Origin of the sequence: Alteromonas sp. LOR, assembly GCF_000753865.1 — a bacterium.
In the GTDB taxonomy this organism is placed as follows: Bacteria; Pseudomonadota; Gammaproteobacteria; order Enterobacterales; family Alteromonadaceae; genus Alteromonas.
The window spans coordinates 41,125-65,745 of record NZ_JQFW01000004.1; the positions used below are offsets into that span (position 1 = coordinate 41,125).

General features: G+C 45.0%; 19 protein-coding genes. 13 read left to right on the forward strand and 6 right to left on the reverse strand.

What is annotated here, in order from left to right; genetic code table 11:
- Window positions 1-7: 7 nt before the first annotated feature.
- The 7 genes from JV36_RS0101910 (at window position 8) to JV36_RS0101940 (ending at window position 9,483) form a co-directional block, all read left to right on the forward strand.
- Window positions 8-1,270 carry a pyridoxal-phosphate-dependent aminotransferase family protein gene (locus JV36_RS0101910; protein ID WP_032095088.1) on the forward strand — a complete coding sequence of 421 codons (1,263 nt, stop codon included), beginning with the start codon at window positions 8-10 and terminating at the stop codon, window positions 1,268-1,270.
- Window positions 1,263-2,498, forward strand: coding sequence for an allantoate amidohydrolase (locus JV36_RS0101915; RefSeq protein ID WP_032095087.1), 1,236 nt, complete (start codon window positions 1,263-1,265; stop codon window positions 2,496-2,498). Before JV36_RS0101910 ends, JV36_RS0101915 begins: the two co-directional genes overlap by 8 nt.
- A 192-nt stretch (window positions 2,499-2,690) precedes the next feature.
- On the forward strand, window positions 2,691-3,056 hold the full coding sequence (locus JV36_RS0101920) for an AraC family ligand binding domain-containing protein (RefSeq protein ID WP_032095086.1): 366 nt from the start codon (window positions 2,691-2,693) through the stop codon (window positions 3,054-3,056).
- Between the two features lie 333 nt (window positions 3,057-3,389).
- Window positions 3,390-4,832 (forward strand): uracil-xanthine permease family protein, encoded by a 1,443-nt coding sequence (locus JV36_RS0101925; RefSeq protein WP_081926493.1) that lies wholly within the window; start codon window positions 3,390-3,392, stop codon window positions 4,830-4,832.
- A gap of 237 nt (window positions 4,833-5,069) precedes the next feature.
- Window positions 5,070-7,499 (forward strand): TonB-dependent siderophore receptor, encoded by a 2,430-nt coding sequence (locus JV36_RS0101930; protein ID WP_032095085.1) that lies wholly within the window; start codon window positions 5,070-5,072, stop codon window positions 7,497-7,499.
- A 340-nt stretch (window positions 7,500-7,839) separates the two neighbouring features.
- Window positions 7,840-9,024: a purine nucleoside permease gene (locus tag JV36_RS0101935; RefSeq protein WP_235207736.1), complete on the forward strand. Its 1,185-nt coding sequence runs from the start codon at window positions 7,840-7,842 to the stop codon at window positions 9,022-9,024.
- A gap of 129 nt (window positions 9,025-9,153) precedes the next feature.
- Window positions 9,154-9,483 (forward strand): CCC motif membrane protein, encoded by a 330-nt coding sequence (locus tag JV36_RS0101940; RefSeq protein WP_032095084.1) that lies wholly within the window; start codon window positions 9,154-9,156, stop codon window positions 9,481-9,483.
- A gap of 45 nt (window positions 9,484-9,528) precedes the next feature.
- Here JV36_RS0101940 and JV36_RS0101945 read toward each other — a convergent pair whose 3' ends face one another.
- Both JV36_RS0101945 and JV36_RS0101950 read right to left on the reverse strand, forming a co-directional pair.
- Window positions 9,529-11,553, reverse strand: coding sequence for a response regulator (locus tag JV36_RS0101945; RefSeq protein ID WP_032095083.1), 2,025 nt, complete (start codon window positions 11,551-11,553; stop codon window positions 9,529-9,531).
- A 408-nt stretch (window positions 11,554-11,961) separates the two neighbouring features.
- Window positions 11,962-12,888 (reverse strand): GGDEF domain-containing response regulator, encoded by a 927-nt coding sequence (locus JV36_RS0101950; protein ID WP_032095082.1) that lies wholly within the window; start codon window positions 12,886-12,888, stop codon window positions 11,962-11,964.
- Window positions 12,889-13,378: 490 nt separating this feature from the next.
- On the opposite strand from JV36_RS0101950, the gene JV36_RS0101955 reads away from it, so the two are divergent.
- Window positions 13,379-13,729, forward strand: coding sequence for an Hpt domain-containing protein (locus JV36_RS0101955; RefSeq protein ID WP_032095081.1), 351 nt, complete (start codon window positions 13,379-13,381; stop codon window positions 13,727-13,729).
- Between the two features lie 69 nt (window positions 13,730-13,798).
- Here JV36_RS0101955 and JV36_RS0101960 read toward each other — a convergent pair whose 3' ends face one another.
- Window positions 13,799-14,809, reverse strand: coding sequence for an adenosine deaminase (locus tag JV36_RS0101960; protein WP_032095080.1), 1,011 nt, complete (start codon window positions 14,807-14,809; stop codon window positions 13,799-13,801).
- Window positions 14,810-15,134: 325 nt separating this feature from the next.
- Here JV36_RS0101960 and JV36_RS0101965 point away from each other — a divergent pair, with 325 nt between their 5' ends.
- Window positions 15,135-16,466, forward strand: a complete 1,332-nt coding sequence (locus tag JV36_RS0101965; RefSeq protein WP_032095079.1) for an NCS2 family permease — start codon at window positions 15,135-15,137, stop codon at window positions 16,464-16,466.
- Between the two features lie 70 nt (window positions 16,467-16,536).
- Here JV36_RS0101965 and JV36_RS0101970 read toward each other — a convergent pair whose 3' ends face one another.
- From JV36_RS0101970 to JV36_RS0101980, 3 genes are all read right to left on the reverse strand, one after another.
- Window positions 16,537-16,794, reverse strand: coding sequence for a lipoprotein (locus tag JV36_RS0101970; protein ID WP_032095078.1), 258 nt, complete (start codon window positions 16,792-16,794; stop codon window positions 16,537-16,539).
- Window positions 16,795-16,983: 189 nt separating this feature from the next.
- On the reverse strand, window positions 16,984-17,898 hold the full coding sequence (puuE, locus tag JV36_RS0101975; RefSeq protein WP_032095077.1) for an allantoinase PuuE: 915 nt from the start codon (window positions 17,896-17,898) through the stop codon (window positions 16,984-16,986).
- 3 nt (window positions 17,899-17,901) lie between these two features.
- On the reverse strand, window positions 17,902-18,546 hold the full coding sequence (locus JV36_RS0101980) for a TetR/AcrR family transcriptional regulator (RefSeq protein WP_032095076.1): 645 nt from the start codon (window positions 18,544-18,546) through the stop codon (window positions 17,902-17,904).
- Between the two features lie 703 nt (window positions 18,547-19,249).
- Between JV36_RS0101980 and xdhA the strand changes: the two genes are divergently transcribed.
- The 4 genes from xdhA to uraD are packed head-to-tail and all read left to right on the forward strand — an operon-like array spanning window position 19,250 to window position 24,620.
- Window positions 19,250-20,704: a xanthine dehydrogenase small subunit gene (xdhA, locus tag JV36_RS0101985; protein WP_032095075.1), complete on the forward strand. Its 1,455-nt coding sequence runs from the start codon at window positions 19,250-19,252 to the stop codon at window positions 20,702-20,704.
- Window positions 20,697-23,111: a xanthine dehydrogenase molybdopterin binding subunit gene (gene xdhB, locus JV36_RS0101990; protein ID WP_032095074.1), complete on the forward strand. Its 2,415-nt coding sequence runs from the start codon at window positions 20,697-20,699 to the stop codon at window positions 23,109-23,111. The genes xdhA and xdhB overlap by 8 nt, the downstream gene beginning before the upstream one ends.
- A complete protein-coding gene (gene xdhC, locus JV36_RS0101995; RefSeq protein ID WP_032095073.1) occupies window positions 23,111-24,130 on the forward strand; it encodes a xanthine dehydrogenase accessory protein XdhC in 1,020 nt (339 codons plus the stop codon). The genes xdhB and xdhC overlap by 1 nt, the downstream gene beginning before the upstream one ends.
- Window positions 24,117-24,620, forward strand: a complete 504-nt coding sequence (gene uraD / locus JV36_RS0102000) for a 2-oxo-4-hydroxy-4-carboxy-5-ureidoimidazoline decarboxylase (protein ID WP_032095072.1) — start codon at window positions 24,117-24,119, stop codon at window positions 24,618-24,620. Before xdhC ends, uraD begins: the two co-directional genes overlap by 14 nt.
- Window position 24,621: the final 1 nt, after the last annotated feature.

The window sequence follows — 24,621 nt, forward strand, 5'->3', positions numbered from 1 at the left end:
TTCTTTTATGCAAGGTTTTACACCGCTTTCTCCTCCACCTCGCCTTCTTATGGGTCCAGGGCCCATTAACTGTTACCCGCGGGTGCTATCGGCAATGGCAACACAGCTAGTGGGCCAATACGACCCTGTAATGACAGGCTACATGAACGAAACCATGGCCTTGTATCGCGATGTTTTTAATACCAAAAATCAGCAGACGTTTTTGGTAGACGGCACCTCACGTGCAGGTATTGAAGCCGTGCTTGTGTCGGCTATTGAGCCCGGTGATAAAGTACTTATTCCTATTTTTGGCCGCTTTGGCCACCTATTGGCTGAGATTGCTGAACGTGCCGATGCCGAAGTACATACTATTGAAGTGCCCTGGGGAGAAGTCTTTACCCCTGAACAAATAGAAACGGCAATTAAAGCGGTTAAACCCAAATTGCTTGCCACTGTGCAAGGTGATACTTCCACCACCATGCTGCAGCCTCTGGCTGATATTGGCGCAATTTGTGAAGCCCACGACGTGCTTTTTTACTGTGACGCCACTGCCTCAATTGGCGGAAACCCGCTAGAGGTAGACGCTTGGAAACTGGATGCAGTATCAGTGGGACTACAAAAGTGTTTAGGCGGCCCATCTGGCAGTGCGCCTATTACCCTTAGCGATAAGTTTGTCAAAACCGTTCGCACTCGTCATCACGTTGAAGCGGGCATTCGCGATGCCCACCACCAGGCGGCAACAGGCCCTAAAATTCGCTCTAACTACTTCGACTTGCCAATGATCATGGATTATTGGGGTGATGAGCGCCTCAATCATCACACAGAAGCCGCCAGCATGCTGTACTGCGCAAGAGAATGCGCACGAGTGCACTTGGAAGAGGGGCAGCAACAGGTTATTGCACGTCATAAAGTGGCTGGCGACGCCATGCTTGCGGGCATTCAAGCAATGGGGCTTGCGCCTTTTGGCGATTTAAAGCACAAGATGTACAACGTGGTAGGTGTGTATATTCCAGATGATGTTGAAGGTGAAGAGGTTCGAGAAACCCTATTGCTGCGTTTTAACATTGAAATTGGCACCAGCTTTGGGCCATTAAAAGGGAAAATTTGGCGTATTGGCACAATGGGCTACAACGCCCGCGAAGACGCCGTGCTTCATACTTTGCAGTCACTAGAAACCGTACTTCGCATGCAGGGGCATCACTGCCCTGCTGGTGCGGGCGTTGAAGCCGCACTTAACGTGTATACCCAAGCAAAGAATGCAGTTAACAAGGCGGGTAGCGCGAATGAGTGAGTTCGCTGAACTAGCTACACAGGTAATGGCGCGATGTGAAATACTAGGCACGCTAAGTCAAAATCCCAACTGCCTAGATAGGCGCTACCTCAGTGAGCAACACAGGCTTGCCAATCAACTCGCTTCTGGTTGGATGATTGAAGCGGGAATGACAACCTGGCAAGATGCCGTTGGCAATATTTGGGGCCGCTATACGTCAACAGTGCCGAATGCCCCTCGCCTTATTTTAGGCAGCCATTTAGATACCGTACCAAACGGCGGAAAATACGACGGTATGCTGGGTGTGATTGCCGCTATTTCAATGGTTGCCATGTTCGACGGTCTACAGCGCAAATTTCCTTTTCACATTGATATTGTGGGCTTTTGCGATGAGGAAGGCACACGCTTTGGCACAACGCTTTTAGGCAGTCGCGCCCTGACAGGAAATTGGCAAGATAGCTGGCGTCATTTAAAAGATGAAAACGGCATGAGTTTGGCCGAAGCAATGGAGCAATTTGGACTTCATTTTGATGAAGTGTCCAGCGCCAGTATTTCACCTACTGATATATTGGGCTATTTAGAACTTCACATAGAGCAAGGCCCGGTTCTTGAACAAGAAAATCTGCCTGTAGGCGTGGTGAGTGCCATTGCCGGCGCAAAGCGCTTTACTATCACCATTGAAGGAATGGCCGGTCACGCTGGAACCGTACCTATGTCTATGCGCTACGATGCCCTTGCTGCCAGCGCAGAAATGATATTGGCGGTAGAGCGCACAAGCCATCAGCGACCAGGTGTTGTCGCAACCGTGGGCAAGATAGATAACATGCCAAACGGCGTAAACGTGATATCGGGTAAAACCCGTTTTTCACTGGACGTAAGAAGCGAAGATGACGCACTGCGAGATGCGGCGTTGGCAGAAATAATGCAGCAATTTGGCGAGATTGGCGCGAAGCGAAATGTAAAGCTAAGTGTAGAGCAAACTCACGCTGCTCCTGCAGTGCAGTGCGACGAAGACCTAAAACAAGCCTTAGTGCGTGGGGTTGAACTGAGCGACATAAAGCCAAGAATATTGGCATCCGGCGCGGGGCATGACGCTATGGCAATGGCTGATATATGCCCAGTGGCTATGCTATTTACGCGCTGTAAAGGTGGCATTAGCCATCACCCTGGCGAGTCAATAAAGGAAAGTGACGTAGAAGCAAGTTTATCGGTGTTATTCAAAAGCATCGAGAACCTTCAGCATGTCTAGCGCCCCCTGTGGCGCTTGTGCACTTTAGTGCTGTATTTCGTAGCCGTTCTTCAGAGCAGTTCTTGAGAACCATTGATCAGGGTCGTTCTTAAGAACCGTTCTTCAGGGCCGGGCTTCGGACTTCAAAGTTGTAGCACTCACAGGTTTCAAAAATAGAAATTAATAGTTCAAAAGATAAAAGGGAAAGAGCTAATGAAAATAAGCAGAATTTATAACGATGATGAGGGGAAAAGCCACTTTGGTGAAGCCCATATCGATTTAAAAGACGGCGGCCCCATTGGGCTGCTTTCTGAAAAATTTGGGGTTGATAAAATAATATTTCGAGAAACGCCTGCCGACTATGACTTTAAATGGCACCCTGCCCCCGCCCGACAGCTATTGTTTATCATTAAAGGTCGCGCTGAATTCACCGTTTCAAATGGAGAAAGCAGAGTATTAGGAGCGGGCGACGTATTGCTTCTTGAGGATACTGAAGGACAAGGGCATTGCTCAAAAGCGTTATTCGATGAAGTACGGCATTCTATCTTTGTCACCCTAGACGATGACACTACGTTTTGAGATGTTCGACCTAATACAGACACTTTTACAATGACCTTAGGGTCATTTTTTTTTGCACTATTACCACTCAGTTGCACAGCTAAAGTGCACATTTCCCTCCCTGTTTTCACAGCACTTCTCACATCTTATTTTTATATTTATTTTTCAGTCACTTAAATAAAACTGAATTCGAGAATAACAATGACCAATTGGTCAGCTAATTGCTTTATTTACTTTTTATTCTGCTTACTTTTTTGTTGCTCACTTTTTGTTGCTCGCTTTTTGTTGCTCGCTCTTGAGCACGAAGCATGAGTACGAAGCGCGAGTACGAAGCACGATTCATTTGGAAATATAATGCACAATAGCGATCTACTTTTTAATCTTCACGACAAGCCTAATGCACTCACGTCACTTATCGCTGCCTTTCAACATATGTTAGCCAGCTTTGTAGGCGTAATTACACCTACGCTTATTATCGCTTCAACATTAGAGTTAGCAGAATACACTCCCTATCTCATTAGTATGGCTTTGTTTGTAAGTGGTATTGGTACGGCGGTTCAAACCAAACGAATCGGCCCTATTGGCAGTGGTCTCGTGGCTATTCAGGGAACTAGTTTTGCATTTATCAGCGCACTGTTACTTGCTGGCAATCAAGTGAAAAATAATGGCGGCTCGCCTGAGGATATTCTTGCCCTTTTGTTCGGACTTACCATGGCCGGTGCTGTGGTTGAAATTGTATTTAGCCTATTCATTGCCCAGCTAAAGCGCATTATCACGCCACTCACCACGGGTATTGTCATAACGGCAATTGGGTTGTCATTAATCAACGTGGGTATGACAGACTTGGCAGGTGGTTTTAATGCAAAAGGGTTTGCTGATGTATCAAATTTGGGAACTGGTGTTGCCGTCTTACTTGTTATTGTTTTTTTAAACGCCTCGTCTAATCATTGGCTTAGATTGTCAGCTATTTTTATCGGTATGTTTTTGGGCACTATCTATGTTGCGTTCACCGGCGGTATAAACCTTCAACATTTATCGGTTCTGCCTGTTATCGCCATTCCACAACCCTTCGCATTTGGTATCGACTTCGACATTTCACTATTTTTGCCTATCGCACTCATTTATCTCTTTAGTGCTATCGAAACCGCGGGCGATCTCACTGCCAATAGTCTTTTTTGTAAGCAACCGACAAGCGGGCCGCTTTACCTTTCTCGAATTAAGGGTGGGATTCTCGGTGACGGCATAAACTCATTACTAGCAGGCTCATTTAACACATTCCCAAATACTACATTTGGTCAAAATAATGGGGTTATTCAACTAACCGGGATCGCCAGCAGAAAGGTAGGGTTTTATGTGGCTGGTCTGTTTGTTGCTGTAGGGTTTTTTCCTGTTGTTGGCGGCATACTTCAAGCCATCCCAAAGCCTGTATTAGGAGGAGCAACACTGGTTATGTTTGCCATGGTTGCGGTTGGCGGGCTTAAGCTATTAGCCAGTCACGCGTTAGATAGACGAAGCAGTTTGGTAACCGCTTGCTCACTTGGTATGGCTATTGGCGTGATGATGGTTCCCGAAGCGCTTGCCCAACTGCCCGTTTGGCTTAAAAACGTACTGTCCTCTCCTGTCACCTCTGCGGGATTAACCGCAATAGCCTTAGATTTAACCCTGCCCAAAATGACTGATACAGATTCATCTGTACTAATGCGTGGTGATCTTTCAAAGAGCGACGAAAATCAGCCAGTTGCACATGAAAATCGGGCAGCACTTATTGGTGCAAATAGCGGGCAAAACTCCCATTAATGGTGCGCTCGATATCATGTAGAAAAAGCGTTACATAAATATAACATTATATTTATCGAGGATCGAAAATAAGCCCATATTTATCAACACGTTAAATATTTCAAAAATGCAGACTAAGTGGACAGGAAGTTGGCACTTTTTCTGCTCTTTAGTTTTTATGCATTATGTTGTGCAGCAAGCAAGAACAGCGTTAAAAAAGCTCCACAAAAGAGCTAAATAAAATAAAAAGAGGAAGCCATGAAACACACTACGTTCGCTCTATCCCCCCTATCTCGGGCTCTCATTGTAGGTATTGGTGCTATGGCATCAATATCTACAAGTGCGATTGCGCAAGAGGAAACGCCTAAAGAAGCTGATGTTGAAAAAATTGAAGTCACAGGCTCGCTGGGCAGCTTACCAGGGCAAGACGTTGAATCTGTTTTTGGGTTCGGAAAGTCTATCTTGGAGACCCCTCGCTCTGCTTCAACCATTTCACAAGAGCAAATGGAACGATTTAACGTCACGGATATAGACGAACTGGTTGCCTTTGCACCGGGTACATTTACACAATCTTTCTTTGGTGTGGCAGGCTCTTTGGATGTTCGAGGAACGCCAGGTGAAAACTATTTTAGAGGGGTTAAGCGTCTTGATAACCCAGGCAACTACCCTACCCCTATTGGTGCATCTAGCCGAATAGATATTGTACGTGGCCCCGCGTCTCCTATTTACGGCCCATCTAAGATTGGGGGTTACCTTAACTTTAACCCTAAATCTGCTCGCGCATCGTCCGGTCAATACTTAGATTCTCCTACAGGTAGACTTTCTTACACCGCAGGTTCGTGGGATAAGAGTATTCTTACCGCTGAAGTGGGCGGCCCTGCTGAGGTGGGTGGTAAAGAAATGGGTTACTATCTTTACGGCGAAGTAGAAAACTCAGATAGCTACTACGACAATACGCAAACCGACCAAACCATTTTACAAGCCTCGTTCAATATCGATATTACCGATAACCTGCGCTTTGAGTTCGGTGGAATGTATCATGACTTTGATGGTAACCAGGTGGCTGGTTGGAACCGTTTAACTCAAGACCTCGTTGACGACGGAACCTACATTACCGGTACAGCACTGCCATTAGATACCGATGGTGACGGACAAATAAGCCATGAAGAATATGGTGCTGTTAACATTGCGGGCAATAGCTTTTTCTACGTGCCTGGCGCAGCATTTACCGACGATGAAGCAACCGACTTAATGAAGCTTCAAAATGTAGGTACAACAACATTAAGCGGTAACCAAGTGCTTGTTGCACCTGATGATCAGCTCGGTAACGAAGCTATTACCCTTTATTTTGATACCATTTTTTACGCTGATGAGTGGGAAATTCGCAACCAGCTTTTCTACGATTATTACGATAACATCAATGAAAACGCCTATGGATTTTCTCAGTTTCATGAAAGCTGGGTAGTAGAAGATAAGCTCATTTTCGCTACCGAATACGAAAAAGACAGTTTACTCGCGCAGTTCCAATTCTCGCCATCTATACGCTACACCGACTTTGAACACGGTGATGACTTTACGTTTGAGTACTTTAACCGCCGCGACCTCACTATGGCGTCATCGCCATTAGACCGCCGCTTATTGTCAACTCGCTCTGGTAAAAATTACGATAACTACGATGTAGGTAACTACCTAGATTTAGGCATCGCTGCCATGACCGATTTAACATGGGATTGGGGGCTTAACCTCGTTTTAGGTTTACGTTACGACACCATAGACATTGAAAGTACTTCTCGCAGCGATTTACTACTTTTTGCTACGGGTGATGAGACGCCGGTTTACGCAGAAGAAACCGTAGACGGTTGGTCTTGGAATGCCAGTATTTCCTACGAGTTCGATTTTGGCCTTATTCCTTACTTCACCGCTGCCGAACAGGCAACGCTCGTTGCCGGTCAAGGTGCAGAGATTGGTGTAGGCCAGTTAAACCAACCCGGCTCTAGCGGCGCTTTTGATACTTCAGAACTTATTGAGTACGGTGTTAAAGGCTCGCTATTAGACGACACCCTTTACTTTGCCCTATCTGCCTTTGAGCAAGAGCGCACCGATTTCAACACGCAAAATGTTGTCACCAATAACACGACTAATAACGAAGGTATTGAGTTTGAGCTTCGCTGGGTGGTTAACGAAAACCTTGTGGTTTCAGCAGGCTACACTAACATTGAAGTGATTAACCTTACTGCATTAAGTAACGGCAATCAGTTTGGTTTCTTGGGCGCTGAAGATTTGGTCAACCTTACGGATCCGTCTCTCGTGTTTGGCGGAAATGTTATTGGGCTTAACCTTATTGGTGAAGGATTTGCCAATTCAGACGGTCGTAAGGCGGGTATTCCTGAAAATATTTATACCCTGACGGCCACTTACGACTTCCAGAATGGATACGCAGCCAATGTAAGTGTTGTTGATGTAGAAGAGGTCGCCTCTGGCTTTTCTGCTGCCGTTACACTTCCTGCTTACACCTTAGTGAATGCTGGTCTGTCTTATGAAGCTGAAGATTGGACGGTTAATGTGACGGTTAAGAACTTAACCGATGAACGTTATTTCCGTGCTAACTTCCCGGACTTGTTTGGTAGTCAAATTGTATTGCCGGAATTACCACGTCACTGGAACGCTACTTTCGCTTATAAATTTTAATCCTGTTATTTAAGCGACAAGCCAAGGTGATACCAGTTCGCATAGATAATTGCCCACTCAGAAGGCACTGGCAAGTTTCCTAGCAAAGCATGGGAATGCAGGAATGGCTGTTCCCTTTCAAATTCCCAGAATGACGCTGGGGAATTTGCCAGACCTTCCCGAAGGGCGAGTTTAAAATGCCCGTACTCTTTGTTGTGTCACCTTGATGTAGAACAACTGCACCTGCGGTAACACGCCGCGATTCCGAACATTTTAAGTCTCGCTGAGTGGATAATTATCTATGCGGACTGGTATAAACCCAGTTCTCTGGGTTTACCTTTTTTATTGGAGACATTTATTTATGTATTTACGCGTTTTATCCCTATTGCGGCCCACTTTGTCATTGAGCGTTTCAATTGCTGTGAGCATCTTAAGCGCAATGAGCTTTTCATCATTTGCACAGGACACAAACTCCCAAGCTAATTCTGTATCGTTGACATCATCGAGTTCTACAGCAGCACCGGCTCATGAACAAACGAAGTTGAAGGTAAAAGTGGTCGTTGTAAGCATGTTTGAAATTGGCGAGGACACGGGTGACGCTCCGGGAGAGTTCCAGCTTTGGCGTGAACGGGAGTCATTAGATACGGTTTACCCTATGCCCCATGCTCATCATGATGTGTTCGCAAATGAACAAAAAGGCATGATTGGTATTGTAACAGGAATGGGTATTGCCAGAGCGTCTGCTGCCATTATGGCGTTAGGGTTAGACCAGCGTTTTGACTTATCACAAGCGTATTGGATAGTGGCGGGCATTGCCGGTATCGACCCATTTGATAGCACTATTGGCAGTGCCGTTTGGACTGACTATGTGGTAGACGGCGACCTTGCTCATCACATTGATGCGCGGGAAATTCCGGATAGCTGGAACACGGGTTACTTTCCTCTATTCACCCACGCACCATACGCAAATGCCGAAAGTGTTAATGTTGAAGACAGCCCAAATGGCGAGGTTTATCAGCTCAACGAAAGCTTAGCAAAGTGGGCATATTCTCTTACTAAAAATACCGAGTTACCTAATACCCCTGCTATGGATGCATTGCGCTCTAAGTACCAAGGGTTTCCCAACGCGCTGCAACAACCTGTTGTTACCTATGGTTCTCACCTATCAGCATCTACGTTTTGGCATGGCAAAAAGCTAAATACCTGGGCTAATGACTGGGTTTCTTACTGGACTCGTTCAAAGGGAAACTTCATGACGTCAGGCATGGAAGACTCGGCAACACTGCAGAGTATGACCTATTTACACAATGCAGGTCTGGTAGACAAAAATCGTTTAGTCATATTGCGTACGGCTAGTAACTTTACTATGCAACCACCAGGGCTTTCCGCCGCAGAAAATTTAGAAACAGAAAGCTCTGGCGATGGGTATGCAGCAATGAGAAGTGCCATCGAATCAGCCTATTTAGTGGGAAGCCAATTCAGCGACTATATTCTTGACCATTGGGATGAAGTGAAGACTGAACCGCCATCGCTTGATAGGCAGTAAGCTGTAGCCTGCGGTAATAGTCCTGATAGAAGAAAGCAGCACCTTGCCCACTTTTCGCTTTACACTGCCCTATCAATCGATTAAAAATAAATCATCAAGGAAAGACAATAATAATCGTTGAGACACTAAATGAACAAATTACCCTATAGCGGCCTTACCTACTGGCTTGCCATGCTGAGCTGTTTTCTTTTTATTTTCGGTGGATTCACTGTGGTGTTGGCACTTGCTGCTTTGCTCCTATCGATAAAGTCTCAACGGACTTATGCGCAAGCCTCTAATGAATACAACAACATTGGTAAAGTTAACAAAGCAAAAATCATCGCCATTATTGGTTTAGTACTCAATGTGATCATTCTTGGCGTTACCATTTGGACACTGACAACTATCGGCTGGGATGCGTGGTCAGATGAATTTGTTCGCAAGTGGAATGAAGGGTTAGAAAACGGTCGCGGTTACTAGCTTAAAGGCTGCAGCCTCTAAGCTAATAACCGCTTACACAACGATTTAGGCAAAAGTCGATTTGCTAATTAGCGTTTGTTTCACATGAGATAACACGTCGTTTTTGGCAACTGGCTTGCTCAAGAAGCCAGTCATTCCAGCCTCAAAACACGCTTTTTTATCATCAGGTGCTGTATGGGCGGTTACCGCTACAATACGACCAACTTCAGACAGCAACTTTTCAGCAAGGATCCCGCTAGTTGCGCCATAGCCATCAAGCACTGGCATGGCTAAGTCCATCAATATGAGGTCGTACTGCTTGTCTCTAGCCTTCTCAAGCGCAATTTGCCCATTTTCAGCCATATCTACAACAAATTGAAAGTCTTCAAACATAGATGACAGCACAAGCCTGTTAATATCGTTGTCGTCAACAATGAGCACGTTAATCGTAGTGCGCAACAAATCTGAAGAGAACACGACTTCTGAGTCAATAACATCATGGGTGTTTTGCACAACTTGAACAGGCATAACAATATCGAAACACGTACCCCGGTGTTCAACTGAGCTAACGGTAAGTTCGCCTTCCATTTTACTTACCAATTGCTTAGCCGTGGATAATGCCAAACCATTGTCATTACGCGATTCTGATGATTCCTGGGGGGCGCTCATAAGGGGTTTAAAGAGTTCCCGCATTGCAGGTTCGCTCATTGCCGGCCCTGAACCTTCAATAGAGGCGTGAAAAACCGCGTTATCTTTTTTGTGCAATAAGGCTACGTGTATGGTGAGGCCATTAAGCTCTGAGCGCTTGATGATAAATGAGGCAACATTTTTGACCACTTGTGCCATTCGCGCCGCATCACCCTGAATGTAGGTTTCTGCCCCAAATTCTAGAGACGTATTAAAGCTTATGCCCCGCTCTTCGCAACGCATTTCAAGTATACCTACCACGTCATCAAGAAGCGCTTTTATACAAAACGGAGTAGTCTCTAGCGTGAAGTCCTGATTGATGATGGCAGTATAATCCACCACATCATTAATTAGGCTACCTAATCGGTCTGCACTGCGAAGGGCAAAGTCTGCTTTTTTCTCGCGTCGACCATCATGCTGCTCGTGCTTCAGCGCTTCTAGCATACCGACAATGCCGTTTAATGGCGTTTTCAACTCGTGGCTGACTCTGGCAAGCAGTGCGCCTTTCTCAGCTGCAACGGCCTCTGCTTCTTTGCGCTTTTGGTCTAATGCAAGTCGCAGTTCCACTGCTTTATTCACGTTCTGGCAAGTTCCAAATAATCGCAGGCACTCGCCATTTTGCATTTCGGCCATACCGTGGGTTTCAATCCACACTGTATTTCCCTTTGCAGTAACCAGCCTCAAGGTAGAGCTCCAAGGTTCACCGGTTTCTGCGGTATGAGCCACAATACGAGATATTTCGTCCCGGTCGAAACCTTCTCTATAAAACTCGATGGCAGAACCTAATGAGGGTTCAAAGTCACTGTCAACTTCGTGGATCTTTCTTGTTTGAGACGACCAGGTGAGTATATTAGTCGCAAACTCAACTTCCCACGTGCCGATATTGGCAACGCTTTGAAGTTTTTCATATAAGGTATTTTGTTTATTTTCTGTCTTTTCGATATCAAATTTAGACAGTTCGGTGCTTAACCATTCATCAAGAAGCAAGAGCTTATCAGCGTCATCCTTACGTTTGGGATCGACGTTTATTGCCACAACAAAAATACATTTATCATCTAATACGTGTGCTTTACCGCGAATGAACGTATTCGCGTCGAAGTAGGTTTTTACCCACTGCTTAAATGCAATAGTGGCCTCTATACTGGACGAAGGGAAATTACTGTCTAATGGAAAACGGCTGTTTGGCGAGAAGTCACCTGCAAATGAGGGAATAACCGAAAACGAGGGTGCGTGGGCTGATGAGGCTTTTGCAACAATCTCTACCGTATCTTTATCTAAACACACTATTGCGCACTGAAAGACATTCATTGTTTTCGCTGCGCTTTTAACAATTCGCTGGAACGTTTCTTTTAACTGCTCCCCTAACAATGCGTTTAGATTAGATTGCTCGTCGTAAAAAATCATTTAAGTAAACCTTGAAACCGCTCGTTAAACACCCGCAACGCAAAAATCCGCGCAATGACATTGTCCTTTGTCAGGTGACCAAATAATATTTCAAACATTAACCTAGATTACCCGCAAATCCCCATCGTGAATATTAAACAATAGGATAGATATAATGCTTTTTAGATGGCGCAACACAGCTTATTACATTAATTCACAGGCGGGAACATTTTAGTGAAGACAAAGTCTTGGGTGAAAACAGAGCGTTGGATGAAAACGAAGTCTTGGATGAAACCAAAGTGATCGGTTCAGATGACGGATGATACGGATGATACAGATGATACAGATGATACGGATGATAAGAAGCAAAGCATGATGAGGGGCGAAAGCAGGGATATTTATATTTGTAAATACCCCATGGTTTCAAGGCTAATGTGAAAAACCTTTCGCTTGGTTTCTACCCGTATCTTTAGCTTCAAATAGCGCCACATCGGCCTCTTTAATTAAGGAGGTTGCACTTGAATCGATGAGTTCACGGGCGGGTTTTGTGGAATATCCAGCACTGACTGTCACTATGCCATCAAGGCCATATTCATGGGTAATTTTAGCTTCGTTTACAGCGTTCACGATTTGCTCAGCAACAATACCAGCGCCGATTTCATCTACATAGGGCAATATCACCAAGAACTCTTCACCGCCAAAACGTATAACCGCATCTTTAGGTCGTTTAACCGTGTTTTCAATGATAGAGGCAACCCCTTGCAAGCAAGTATCGCCTTCAAGGTGACCGTAGTTATCGTTGAACAGCTTAAAACGGTCGATATCGATAACGATAGCACCAACACTGTCTTTGTCTCTTGCCACTTGTTTGATTGTTTTCGGAATTTCTTTTGCTAAGTACGAACGATTATACAGCCCAGTAAGTTGGTCGTGATAAACCATACTTTCCAAAAATTCAGTCCGAGTTTTATTCTCTAGGTGAGTTTTAATGCGGTGAGTCAACGTTGATGCATTTACTGGCTTCATCACAAAATCAGAAGCGCCTACTTCCCAGCACGCATTTTCAACTTGTACGTCCATAGTCGCGGTAACGAAAATAATAGGGATAGAGGCCGTTTCAGGAAAGACTCTGAGCGCTTGGCATACTTCCAAACCATTTTTATCCGGCATGTTCATATCTAGTAGCACTAGGTCTGGCACGTCTTGTCGGCATTTTTGTATTGCCTCGCGACCACTACTTGCGGTTTGACACACTACAAAACTTTCAAGAATAGACTCAAGCAATATACGACTAGCAATCTCATCATCTACGATTAAGACTTTGCACTCTGAGAAGGGTTTTATTTTTGCTAACATGATTTATGACAAACTGCTGAACGTTAAAAAAATAGAAGAAATACAATGCGTCACAAAAAGCCCTGTTTTGATAATGAAGAATTAAATAAAATTGATTTTCATTATACATAAGTCTAACAATAATGCTCGGCTAGCATGGTAGAACTCATCTATATTTACCCTACTTTCATCGTAATGCATCATTACCCTATGAAAAATAATGAAAGACCGTGAAGGGTATCACAGGAGATAACCAAAAAAATTGCGACAAACACTCACGTACTTATCTTGATGTGCTCATTTTAACGTACCTATCGTGACGCTCTCATTTAAAGTGCTGAGCAAGCAGCAGTCTCTTGTTGTGTCTAAATAATAGATACTCTCGAAAGATATTCCCACTTTTATTTATAAGCTAGGGCGTGTTGATCTTTACTGTACATTTTTAAAGCCACTGCAATTTCCTCTTTTTTTTGCTATCGTCATTTCATCTAAACATAGGAAAGGTTTTGCAATGACCGCAGATACTCAAGCAAATTTATGGAACGCAGAAGAGGCCTTAGCCAGATTGGGAGGCAATGAAACACTCCTAAACCGTATCGTTGGTATGTATTTAGAACAAGTAAATCTGAAACAACAGCAGCTTTTAGCCGCCATCAACGCAATGAATTTGGATGAAGTTCGTTTGCAAAGCCACTCCCTAAAAGGTTTATCCGGTGATGTGGGCGCGGATGCCGTGCGAGAAAAAGCATCCAACATCGAGCTATTTGCCAAGGATAATGCTATGGATAAAGTGGCTAGCGAAGCTGATAACCTCGACGCGGTAATAAAAGCAACCATTGCGAAAATGGAAAAGGGCCTGTAATACCAGTCCGCATAGATAGTTACCCACTGAGTGAGCATTTATCTAAACGGACTGGTATAAAAAACCTGCTTATTTTCTAAAATCGTCATCATCAATCTGATTAATATACTGACGCTTTTTATCCTCTGGTAAAAAGCTAGCGGTAAAGCTATTTTTCGCCAGTGCTTTCACATGCTCTTCATTAACATCGAGAGATTCGCTAAGGGCGATAAAATTATCGTTTAAGAACCCGCCAAAATAAGTAGGGTCATCTGAGTTCACAGTAACTAGCAACCCTTCTTCAAGCAGCGTAAGTATATTGTGCTGCTTCATATCATCAATCACGCACAGTTTAAGATTACTTAAAGGACAAACAGTAAGCGGTATTTGATTTTCTTTTAAGTAAGTCATCAACTCTGCGTCTTCTTGACACCTTACGCCGTGATCTATTCTATCCACCTCAAGCAAATTAATGGCTTCCCAGATATAGGAAGCAGGCCCTTCTTCACCCGCATGAGCCACTATTTTAAAGCCATGTTGCTTGGCCTGCTTAAAAACGCGCTCAAACTTTGATGGCGGATGGCCTAATTCAGAACTATCGAGCCCAACGGCGTGAATATCCGAAAAATACGGCTTTGCCTGCTCTAAGGTTTCAAACGCCGAGGACTCTGGCAAATGACGCAAGAAAGACATAATAAGGTAACTAGAGATGCCAAATTGTTGCTCAGCATCCCGCATAGCGCGCAGAAAGCCCGCCATGAAAGTCGCGAACTCTATTCCGCGCTCTGTGTGAGTTTGAGGGTCGAACATTATTTCGGTATGAACGATATTTTCTTCATGGCAGCGAGATAGGTAGGCCCACATCAGCTGATAAAAATCATCTTCATCAATCAATACGCCCGCACCAGCGTAATAGAGGTTTAGGAAACTCTGCAAATCGGAGAAATTGTATGCCGCCGCTATCTCTTCCACGCTATTGTAGGGAAGTGATACACTGTGCTTAGCAGCAAGATTCCACATCAGTTCTGGCGTTAAACTTCCTTCTATATGAAGGTGTAATTCTGCCTTGGGGATCTTTTTTATAGTATCGATTAACGACATGGCACCTCACTTTACCGCACCAAATAAATGCAAACTAACAATAATGGTGCATTATAGTTTATATCTGATTGTGTCTCTGTAGAAATTTATTAACAAATTCAGGTTTTTGATAGCGCTAAACCTCTGTATCAGCGTTACTCAAGCTCCATATTGTTTATCATTTGTTCAATTCATTTTCTCACCATCGTTTTTGATGAAAAACAGGGCTACATAAATAGAAGCTAGCACGAAACGCACCAACACATTGACTAGTTGGTCAGTTAATTGCTTGTGCATGTGATATCAACAGAGAAAATAATAACAGACACAACACAGAGATTATTAGATGTTCAATCAACTCCTAGAGCGGCTCTTCAAACTTCAGCAGCATGGCACAACTATTAGAACAGAAGTCATTGCTGGCCTCACCACCTTTGCCGCAATGTCTTATATATTAGTGGTTAATCCGGGTATTTTAGGCCTAAGCGGCATGCCGGTAGAAGGGCTGATTACCGTTACGGCAATAGCGGCCTGCCTAGGTACTTTGCTAATGGCGCTAATGACCAATTACCCTATCGCCTTAGCACCAGGGATGGGCTTAAATGCGTTTTTTGCCTTTACTATTTGCCTAGGTAGAGAGGTTCCCTGGGAGGCTGCCCTCGGTATAGTTTTTTACAACGGTATACTGTTTTTAATATTATCGCTAACTGGGGTACGAACAAAAATTGCCGAATCTATTCCGCCAGCACTTAAAATTGGTGTTCAATGCGGCATTGGGCTTTTTATCGCCTTTATCGGTTTGAAAAATGCAGAGCTTATTGTTGATAACCCCGCCACCTTTGTGCAACTCGGCGACTTATCAAACCCCGCTGTATTGTTGGCGTTAGTGGGCATTATTTTCACCATTGTGCTAATGATTAAAAAAGTCACGGGCGGCATACTTATTTCCATTATCACATTGACCGTTATTGGTGCGTTTATTCCCACTGAATCTGGCACCCTGACTCAAACACCTTCAGCTATTGTGGGTATGCCCGAACCAATCTCAAACACGTTTTTCGCCATGGATCTTTGGTATCCCATCGACCATTTTGCGCAAACATGGGATCTTATTTTTGCACTTATGTTCGTCAACATGTTTGATACCATCGGAACGCTCATTGGCGTGTCGCGCAAAGCAAACCTGCTTACCGACGATGGAAGACTCCCTAAAATAGGGCCCGCAATGACAGCGGATGCATCTGCCAGTGTCGTTGGTGCCATGGTAGGCACTTCACCGGTGACAAGCTATGTGGAGTCTGCCACCGGTGTTTCTGCTGGCGGTCGTACGGGGTTGACTGCCGTGGTTGTGTCGGCCTGTTTTGTACTGTCGCTATTTCTTACGCCATTGATGAAGGTTATTCCCCTGATGGCGACTACCCCTGCGCTTCTCATGGTGGGCATTCTTATGATGGAGTCGATTCGACAGCTAGATTTTGACGACCTCGGGGATTTGGCGACAGCGTCGGTAGCACTTATCGCGATGCCTCTTACCTTTAGCATCAGCGAGGGGATAGCACTAGGGTTTATCACCTATGTGGGGATAAAAATAGGTACGGGCAAGTTTAAAGAAGTGACTTGGCTCACCTATTGTCTTGCGGCGGTTTTTGTACTGAGATACGTGTTAGATTTGAAATAGCCCCAGCTTGAAAAACAGCCTGAGCGCAGAAAACAGCTTGAGCGCAGAAAACAGCGGCGAGAAGTACGTGTTACTTCAAGCCGCTATAATTAAATGTCACTGCTTTATCTGCCATAAATACAATTTTAATGTAGCTAGATTCCTCATTTCCCCAGGTACATGCCATAGTACCCATGGTTTTACCGCATTTATCCGCAGAGCCTATGATGCTTTCAACTTCTTTTTGCGTCATACCCATTTCTAATCTGTCGTAGTTCTCTTTCGACAGTTTAGAGCACGCAGTGAGAGCGAGCATACCTACAACCAAAGCTATCGTTCTAAGTTTCATAATGGTGTCCTCTTTTATTAAAGATAGCGTAAAAGCGCTATTCGTAAAGCCTAGTAGCGGCTTTTATGCCCCCCGGTATATCTAATGCCACTTTCTGTCATAAGGATTCTTGTCACAGAGTTTCTGTTAAGACAGTTTTTGCCGAATCACTCACCGTCATGTGGTGTTTGGTCAACTCTATGAGTTTGCTTACCCAGAGGTATCTGGATGCTCACTGAGCCAGTGCTTTGCAATATCCTCTCTGGTGGCAATCCATACTTTGTCATGAGATTTCACGTATTCAATAAACCGTTTCAACGCCGCCAGTCTAGCTGGACGACCGATAATTCGATTGTGCAAACCAATAGACAGCATTTTGGGGGATTCACTGCCCTCTTCCCACAACACGTCGAACGCATCTTTTAGATAGGTAAAAAACTGCTCGCCGCTGTTAAAGCCCTGGGGTGATGCAAAGCGCATGTCATTGGTATCTAACGTGTATGGCACCATCAGCAAGGGTTTGCTGTAGTGGTGGTCGAAATACGGTAAGTCATCGGCGTAAGAATCGGCGCAGTAAAGGATGTCGTCCCGCTCAGCAATGAGCTTTAGCGTATTAGGACTTGTACGACCGGTATACCAACCAACAGGCTTTTTGCCAGTTAATTGCTCGTGCAAAACAATCGCGTCGTCAATTTCCTTGCGCTCTTGCTCTTCGCTCATATCCTGATAATGAATCCAGCGCATTCCGTGACTGGCAATTTCCCAGCCAGCGTCTAGCATTGCTTTAACCGCTTCGGGGTGACGCTGCATTGCCATGGTAACGCCAAACACCGTTACAGGTATATCATGCTGAGTAAACAATCGATGCAAACGCCAAAACCCTGCCCTGCTTCCGTATTCATATATGGATTCCATACTAAGATGGCGGTCTTGATACGCTTGAGCACCAATTATTTCCGATAGAAACACTTCAGATGATTCGTCCCCATGAAGCACACAGTTTTCACCGCCTTCTTCATAGTTAATGACAAACTGAAGGGCAATTTTGGCATCGCCTGGCCAGTTTGCTTTGGGTGTGTGCTGCCCATAACCAATGAGATCTCGAGGGTAATTAGATGTTGTCATAGGCTAGTGTGTAAACTCTTTAGGTACTGACAAACCACAACCGCCAAGCACGAGATGCACGACCTCTTTTGTCGCTTGCTCAAAATCGGCTTTATTCATTTTTTTACCTCGCAAGCGAGTAATTTGCGCAGAAAAATCAGCATAGTGCTGAGTACTCGCCCAGATACTGTAGAGTAAATACTCGGGGTTCAACTTTCTAAGCTTTCCAGCATTTATCCATGCGTTAATAAGCTCTACTCGCCCTTCCATCCAACGCGCATGCTCTTCATCAAAATAGCCGCTTAGGTTTTGAGCGCCGTTGATAATTTCCATTGCAAATATTTTTGAGGCCAATGGATGGATACGAGAAACTTCCATCTTTTCAGCGATGTATACTGACAACACATCAGCCGGATCGTCCTCTACAGTTGCCTTATCGAAATGAGAGTTCCACAGCGACAGTGTTTCTTCTAATACCGCTACATAGAGTTCTTGCTTAGTTTTAAAATAGTAGAGAACGTTGGTCTTCGGTAAGCCTGCTTCATCAGCTATTTTCTGTACAGCAGTACCTTTAAAACCAAATTGAGCGAAGCACTTTTCAGCAGCCTGAAGTATTTTTCTTCTATTCGCAGCCCCAACTCCCGCTTCGGAGCTTCTTACCTTTATCATTATTATTTATTTCCTTTGCAAAAAATTATGCAAGCGCAATTTACGTCGTCAATGTACACCACTAGCATATGTTCCGATAACGCACGTACCCAAACGATATAAATGTTACTGTGAATTTTTGTACTTTAATAGGCTTACGTTAGCATGAATTAACGTTAGTCCTAAGCAAATATCAGCCCAAAAAGCACCTTGTAGACCAACATAAACAAACACAGCCCGCTATAAATCTTGACAGCTCCAAACAGAAATAGCCCTATATAGCTGCCAGTGTATTAACCCGCTTACTGTTTGTAGCCTGTCGCTTTATGTTGGAGCGCCCACTATTTGAGTGCCGTATCGACCATTCTCTTTAAGCTAACACCAAACTAGCATGAATCTTGCTGTGTTCACCCTGCATTCATAGCTACGCTTTTATCGAGCACTTGTCGAAAAGCGTTAAGCGCAGATATTACTAATTAAAAATTGCCTTTAACCGAACAACAATAGCCAATGACTAGAGCGCCTTAGTCTGGCTTTTTTTATAAGCAAAAAATTGACCACATGGTCTACTTTTTTACTAAAAAGACAGCTATATTAAGGGAAGCTGTATTAAAAGGCAGTTTTTGTTGAAAAGCCGGCCTTACTAAAAAGCTTATAAGAAGCCGTGTTTGCGATAAATACAGCTAGTGGGAAAATATTATGAAAACAATAACAAGGTGTACGTATGATTCGCTTCCTCATTAACCAAGAAAGTGTTGAGATAGAGGACGTTAGAGCCGATCTTACGCTGCTTCAATTCATACGTGAATACCGACATAAAACCGGTACAAAAGAAGGCTGCGCCGCTGGTGATTGCGGTGCGTGCACCGTTGTTCTTGCCGAGCCCAACGCCGATTTTTCATCGCTCAATTACAGAACCGTAAATAGCTGTATAACGCTTATGAGCGCGGTGCATGCTAAACAGCTTATTTTTGTTGAACACCTAAGCAATGGCACTGCTCTGCACCCGGTGCAACAGGCCCTTGTTGATCATCACGGCTCACAATGTGGTTTTTGTACACCCGGCTTTATTATGTCAATGTTCGCGCTTTATCATACAAACAGCTCACCAAATAGAGACGATGTGCTACATGCCCTATCGGGTAATTTATGTCGCTGCACCGGCTATCGCCCTATTATTGACGCTACGCTAGCAGTTTGTGAACAGCAAGCCGATGATGGGTTTACGCGCAATACGTCTTCGACATTAAGCATCTTAAAGGCGATAGTTACTAGAGATAGCGCAGGCGGTGATTATGTGGGTACTAGAAACCTGATCATGCCTCGAAACCGCGAATCATTAGCAAAGGCGATAAAAGACAACCCAGCGGCTATGTTAGTTTCTGGCAGTACAGATTTAAGTTTAACTTTCACCCAGCAGTTAAAAAGTATCGATACGCTAATAAGTTTATCGCACATGGATGAATTGAAAGTTTGCACCACAACGTCGCATTCTCTCATTATTGGTGCAGCCAATCCCATCAAGGACATCACGCCGGCGCTGTTAAAACACTTTCCGCAGTTAGCGGAATTGATCACTCGCTTTGCTTCGCTGCCAATCAGAAATCAGGCAACTTTGGGTGGTAACGTCGCTAACGCATCTCCTATTGGCGATATGCCGCCAGCATTGATTGCGCTTAACGCAGCAATTTTGGTCGATAATGGAATACAAAAACGTTCAATCCCTGTATCAGAGTTTTTTGTGGGCTACAGAGAAACCGCTCTAAAAAGTGATGAATGGATTGCTGCCATTGAAATTCCCTTTCTGAACACAAATCAGCGCCTTGCCGCGTACAAAATATCGAAACGTTTTGAAGATGACATTTCAGCAGTATGCGCCGTTTTTAACATCACTATTAACCACGGCATTATTGAGCAAGTCGATGCGGGGTTTGGCGGCGTAGCTGCAACTCCCGCAGGCTGTAACGCATTGCATGATGCGCTAGTGGGTAAGAACTTCTCAAGTAAAGCATGCGTAGACCTAGGAAAAACAGTGTTGATGAATGCGTTTACGCCTATTGATGATGTTCGCGCTACAGCAGAGTACCGCAAGACTGTGCTGGCAAATTTATGGCATCGGTTTTGGTTAGAAAATCAATCAGACACAACAATAACGACACGGGTGGTGAACCATGCGTAAACTCATCGATTCACTTTCTCTTGAACAGTCGTCTCAAGCCTTGTCGTCAACGGGCCAGCCATCAGGCCGTGTTCACACGTCTCAAAAACATGAGAGCGCCATTCGCCAAGTGCAAGGCTCTGCAAATTACGTTGATGATATTACTGAACCCCAAGGTACCCTCTATGCCGCGGTTGGGCTTAGCCAGTGCGCAAGGGGTAAAATTACAGCAATAGACTTAAGCGCTGTTCGCGCAAGCCTAGGCGTTATAGACGTAGTAACCATAGACGACGTGCCAGGCCATAAAGATATTGGACCCGTTTTTAAAGGCGACCCGTTACTTGCCGATGGCGAAATAAAATTCTATGGGCAGCCTGTGTTTGCAGTGTTAGCCACCTCAGTATTTGCAGCCCGCCAAGCCGCCCTTAAAGGCGTTGTGACGGTAGACGGCGAAACGGCTATTCTTAAAGCAGAAGAGGCTCACCAACACAGTGCATTTGTACGCCCTTCACACCGTTTTGGCCAGGGTAACCCTGACAACATCATTCAGAATGCTGAAAACTTCGTAAGCGGTACGTTAGATATAGGCGGTCAAGAGCATATGTACCTTGAGGGGCAAGTGAGCCTTGCCGTACCTTGCGAAGAAAACCGCATGAATATTTACACCTCAAGTCAGCACCCTAGTGAAGTGCAAAAGCTTGTTGCTGAAGTGCTTGATGTGCGCCTTCACCATGTCATGGTAGATATGCGCAGAATGGGTGGTGGATTCGGCGGTAAAGAAACACAGGCTGCTCAATGGGCCTGTATTGCCGCGCTATTAGCACACAGAAATCAGCGGGCGGTAAAATTAAGGCTACCCCGTTTTGTTGATATGCATGTAACGGGTAAGCGCCATCCATTTAGTAACGCCTTTGACGTAGCGTTTGACGACAGTGGTAAAATTATGGCGACACGCATGGAAATCAACGGCATTTGTGGGCACTCTCCTGACCTTTCAGACGCTATTGTAGATAGAGCCATGTTTCACGCTGATAACGGCTACTTTTTAGGCGATAGCGATATTATTGGCCATCGACTGCAAACCAATATGGTTTCTCATACAGCCTATCGCGGTTTTGGTGGGCCGCAAGGGATGATCATGGCAGAAGCTATGATGGATAAAATTGCTCGTCATGCCGGTGTAGACCCTCTGTTAGTGCGCAAAAGAAACCTTTATGGTGCATCAACGGGTACCAAAACACCTTACGGTATGGAAGTAGAACACAACCTGCTTCCTGAAATGATTGACGCCCTTGAGCGCAAAGCAAACTACTGGCAGCGACGAGAAGATACCGCTACGTTTAATCGCAACAGCCCAATCGTTAAAAAAGGGCTTGCATTAACGCCAGTGAAGTTTGGTATTTCCTTTACCGCCAAGCACCTTAATCAGGCCGGCGCACTCGTGCATATTTACACCGATGGCAGCATTCAAGTTAATCACGGTGGTACAGAGATGGGCCAAGGCCTGCATACCAAGATTGGCCAAATTGCAGCCAACGAGTTTGGTATCGACTTGTCCATGATTGAGGTGACCTCTACACGTACTGATAAAGTACCGAATACATCGCCTACCGCGGCATCAAGTGGCACAGACCTTAACGGAAAAGCAGTACAAAACGCCTGTATTACGCTTAAAGAACGCTTAGCAGCATGTTTTGCGAAAAAACTAGGGCAAGATGAATCTGCTGAGCAAGTGACTTTTGAAGACGGGTACGTGGTGTTGGTCGATGAAAAGATAACGTTCCCCGACCTTATTCAAGCCGCCTACTTTGAGCGCGTATCGCTATCGACAAGCGGTTTTTATCAAACCCCAAAACTTGCCTACAACCGAGATACGGGCGAAGGCCGTCCCTTTTTCTATTTTGCCTATGGCGTCTCTATGTCTGAGGTATCCGTTGATACCTTAACCGGCGAATACACCGTAGATCAGGTAGATATTATTCACGACGTAGGAAATAGCCTTAATCCGGCTATCGATATTGGACAGATAGAAGGTGCGTTTATTCAGGGAATGGGCTGGCTCACCACCGAAGACTTAAAATGGAACGAGAGCGGAAAGCTTATTAGCGAAAATATGGCCACCTATAAGATACCGGCTATCGGCGACACGCCTGCAACATTTAACGTTGAGCTGTATGGCAAAGAAAACGCCGAGGACAGTATTTATCATTCTAAAGCGGTTGGCGAACCCCCTTTTATGTTGGCAATTTCAGTATGGTGTGCACTTAAAGACGCCATTGCTAGCTTATCTGATTACGCTATTGACCCGCAGCTTGATACTCCAGCCACACCAGAAAGAGTGCTTAATGCAATTAATGAAATGCGAAGGCACGCTGTAACGTCACCCACAGATTTGGTTGCTGAATTAAACAAAGCGTCGGAGGCGTAATGCAGAATTTTACTTGGCGCGCAAAAACGTGGCACGAAGGGATAGCCCAATGCCAACAGCACAATGTGTCGTATGTATTGGTTACCGTTGTCAGCGTTGCAGGCTCAGCGCCAAGGGAGACTGGCAGCAAAATGGTAGTTACCGCCTCTGAGAGCATCGATACTATTGGCGGTGGGCACTTAGAGCACCACGCCATTGCAACGGCGCGAGAGTTTCTTTTAAGCAATCAACCTCTCACTGAGCTGCGCAGCTACCCACTAAGCAGTAAATTGGGGCAATGCTGCGGGGGCGCGGTAAAAGTGCTATTTGATGTGTGTAATAGCTACCAGCAGCACATCGCCGTATTTGGCGCGGGTCACGTTGCAAAAGCGCTGGTGCCTATACTTTCGCAGCTACCTGTGAAAATTACGTGGATAGACAGCCGTGAATCACTTTTCAGCAACACTGGAACGATTCACTCTGGAACGGACAATACTAATACTTCAGCGCTTAATTCCAGCGGTTTGCCAGACAACGTGAACATTGTTGTTGAGCAAGAGCCTGAAACTGAGGTTGCCCAATTAGCCCCCGGTACATGGCTGGTTATCCTTACCCATGACCACCAATTAGATTATCGAATCACGGAGCAAGCACTAAAATATCCGTCGCTTCCGTTTGTTGGTCTTATTGGGTCACAAACTAAAGCCAAACGATTTATCACTAAGCTGTCCCATCGTGGTTTTGACGATGCAGCTTTGGCGCGGCTTTATACTCCAATTGGCAACCCATCGATTCCGGGAAAACGGCCTATTGAGGTGGCAGTTTCTATAAGCGCCCAATTAATTGCGCTGCTACACTGCCAATCTGACAAAGACAGTACTCAAACAGCTGATAGGGCATCTACGCTCTCAACTGTCAGGGCAGCCACTAATTTAAGTGCCGGTACAAGAGCCAATACAAGTGCCGGTCCAAAGGCCACTGCAACAGCCAGCGCAGAAAATAACGCCGGCGAAGAAAGGGAAACTAATGACATTCGATGAGCTAAATAGTCTAGAAGATGGAAAAGCAGCTAAGTGGTTTGAACAATGCTGCGCCTCTACTACATGGGTTAATAGCATGGTAGGTGCTCGTCCGTATGCAGATATCAATGCTGTCGAGCGTCAGGCAAAAAAAGCCTGGGCTGCCTGTGATAGAGACGATGTATTAGCCGCATTCAAAGCGCATCCCATGATTGGCAATATAGAGTCGCTTCGTAAGAAGTTTGAAAATACAAAAGCCATAGCCGCAGGTGAACAATCTGGTGCGCACACAGCCTCTGAAGAAACCCTTCATGAATTAAAAAATGAGAATATTGCGTACCTCAATAAACACGGCTTTATTTTCATCATTTGCGCTACCGGGCTAGCGGCGGAAACTATGTTGAATGCGCTCAAAAAACGTCTTCCCAACAGCACAAAAGAAGAGATCAGCATTGCCGCCGACGAACAATTAAAGATCACGCTTCTTCGACTAAACAAAGCGCTGAGCTAAA

Excerpts from the sequence above, each read along its gene's own strand:
- JV36_RS0101910 (WP_032095088.1), top strand. The coding sequence starts at position 8 with ATGCAAGGTTTTACACCGCTTTCTCCTCCACCTCGCCTTCTTATGGGT.
- JV36_RS0101915 (WP_032095087.1), top strand. The coding sequence starts at position 1,263 with ATGAGTGAGTTCGCTGAACTAGCTACACAGGTAATGGCGCGATGTGAA.
- JV36_RS0101920 (WP_032095086.1), top strand. The coding sequence starts at position 2,691 with ATGAAAATAAGCAGAATTTATAACGATGATGAGGGGAAAAGCCACTTT.
- JV36_RS0101925 (WP_081926493.1), top strand. The coding sequence starts at position 3,390 with ATGCACAATAGCGATCTACTTTTTAATCTTCACGACAAGCCTAATGCA.
- JV36_RS0101930 (WP_032095085.1), top strand. The coding sequence starts at position 5,070 with ATGAAACACACTACGTTCGCTCTATCCCCCCTATCTCGGGCTCTCATT.
- JV36_RS0101935 (WP_235207736.1), top strand. The coding sequence starts at position 7,840 with ATGTATTTACGCGTTTTATCCCTATTGCGGCCCACTTTGTCATTGAGC.
- JV36_RS0101940 (WP_032095084.1), top strand. The coding sequence starts at position 9,154 with ATGAACAAATTACCCTATAGCGGCCTTACCTACTGGCTTGCCATGCTG.
- JV36_RS0101945 (WP_032095083.1), bottom strand. The coding sequence starts at position 11,553 with ATGATTTTTTACGACGAGCAATCTAATCTAAACGCATTGTTAGGGGAG.
- JV36_RS0101950 (WP_032095082.1), bottom strand. The coding sequence starts at position 12,888 with ATGTTAGCAAAAATAAAACCCTTCTCAGAGTGCAAAGTCTTAATCGTA.
- JV36_RS0101955 (WP_032095081.1), top strand. The coding sequence starts at position 13,379 with ATGACCGCAGATACTCAAGCAAATTTATGGAACGCAGAAGAGGCCTTA.
- JV36_RS0101960 (WP_032095080.1), bottom strand. The coding sequence starts at position 14,809 with ATGTCGTTAATCGATACTATAAAAAAGATCCCCAAGGCAGAATTACAC.
- JV36_RS0101965 (WP_032095079.1), top strand. The coding sequence starts at position 15,135 with ATGTTCAATCAACTCCTAGAGCGGCTCTTCAAACTTCAGCAGCATGGC.
- JV36_RS0101970 (WP_032095078.1), bottom strand. The coding sequence starts at position 16,794 with ATGAAACTTAGAACGATAGCTTTGGTTGTAGGTATGCTCGCTCTCACT.
- puuE (WP_032095077.1), bottom strand. The coding sequence starts at position 17,898 with ATGACAACATCTAATTACCCTCGAGATCTCATTGGTTATGGGCAGCAC.
- JV36_RS0101980 (WP_032095076.1), bottom strand. The coding sequence starts at position 18,546 with ATGATAAAGGTAAGAAGCTCCGAAGCGGGAGTTGGGGCTGCGAATAGA.
- xdhA (WP_032095075.1), top strand. The coding sequence starts at position 19,250 with ATGATTCGCTTCCTCATTAACCAAGAAAGTGTTGAGATAGAGGACGTT.
- xdhB (WP_032095074.1), top strand. The coding sequence starts at position 20,697 with ATGCGTAAACTCATCGATTCACTTTCTCTTGAACAGTCGTCTCAAGCC.
- xdhC (WP_032095073.1), top strand. The coding sequence starts at position 23,111 with ATGCAGAATTTTACTTGGCGCGCAAAAACGTGGCACGAAGGGATAGCC.
- uraD (WP_032095072.1), top strand. The coding sequence starts at position 24,117 with ATGACATTCGATGAGCTAAATAGTCTAGAAGATGGAAAAGCAGCTAAG.